1 protein-coding gene is annotated in these 833 nt (G+C 61.0%); it reads right to left on the bottom strand.

The features are described 5' to 3' along the window. Positions 1 to 833 (bottom strand): immunoglobulin-like domain-containing protein (locus CAY82_RS24800; RefSeq protein ID WP_368681564.1); only part of this gene is annotated, 833 nt, incomplete at both ends.

Below are 833 nucleotides of genomic sequence, written 5' to 3'. Positions count from 1 at the left end.
CCGTCTTTGTTGGTCAGGGTGATGGTGTAGGTGATCTCGCCACCTTCGGTGACCGAAGGCGTCGCGGTCAGCTTGGCCACCACTTCGTCGGTGGTGTCGGTCACTTGGACCGTAGCGGCACCACCCAGCTGCAGATTTTCGAAAGTCGCACCGGTTGCATCCACAGCCGAATTAATGCCCAGGCTGATCTGGCCAGCGTCGTTGTAGACGTCATCGCCCTGTGCAGCGTGGGTGTACGGTGCACTGGTTTCGCCAGCCTTGATGGTGACCTGGGCGTTGTTGCTCAGGGTCACGACCAGGTCGTGGGCCAGCGCCTGGTTGATGTGCACGGTGAAGGTCGGATTGACGTTCTCGGCCACCGAGGCCTGATCGGCGGTGATGGTGACCTTGACCAGGTCGCCTTCGTTGCCCGGAGTACCCGGCTCGTCGGTGACGGTGGTGCTGACCGGGGTCTTGTCCAGAGTCAACTGCTCGAACTTGCCGACATCAGCGCCAGTGACCGAGGCGATCGATTTGACCACAGGGTCGTTGGTGCCGGTGTAGACGTTGTCCGGGGCAGTGACGGTAACCGAACCAGTCGTGCCGTTGGCCGGTACGGTGATAACAGTCTTGCCGTCGCTCAGCGTGAAGGTCAGCGCGCCGTGATTGTTGATCGGCAAGCCGTCTTTGTTGGTCAGGGTGATGGTGTAGGTGATCTCGCCACCTTCGGTGACCGAAGGCGTCGCGGTCAGCTTGGCCACCACTTCGTCGGTGGTGTCGGTCACTTGGACCGTAGCGGCACCACCCAGCTGCAGATTTTCGAAAGTCGCACCGGTTGCATCCACAGCCGAATT

Source organism: Pseudomonas sp. SID14000, from assembly GCF_002165135.1.
GTDB lineage: Bacteria > Pseudomonadota > Gammaproteobacteria > Pseudomonadales > Pseudomonadaceae > Aquipseudomonas.
Note: the sequence above shows the minus strand (reverse complement) of the source record. Positions and strands in the feature narration are given on the sequence as shown.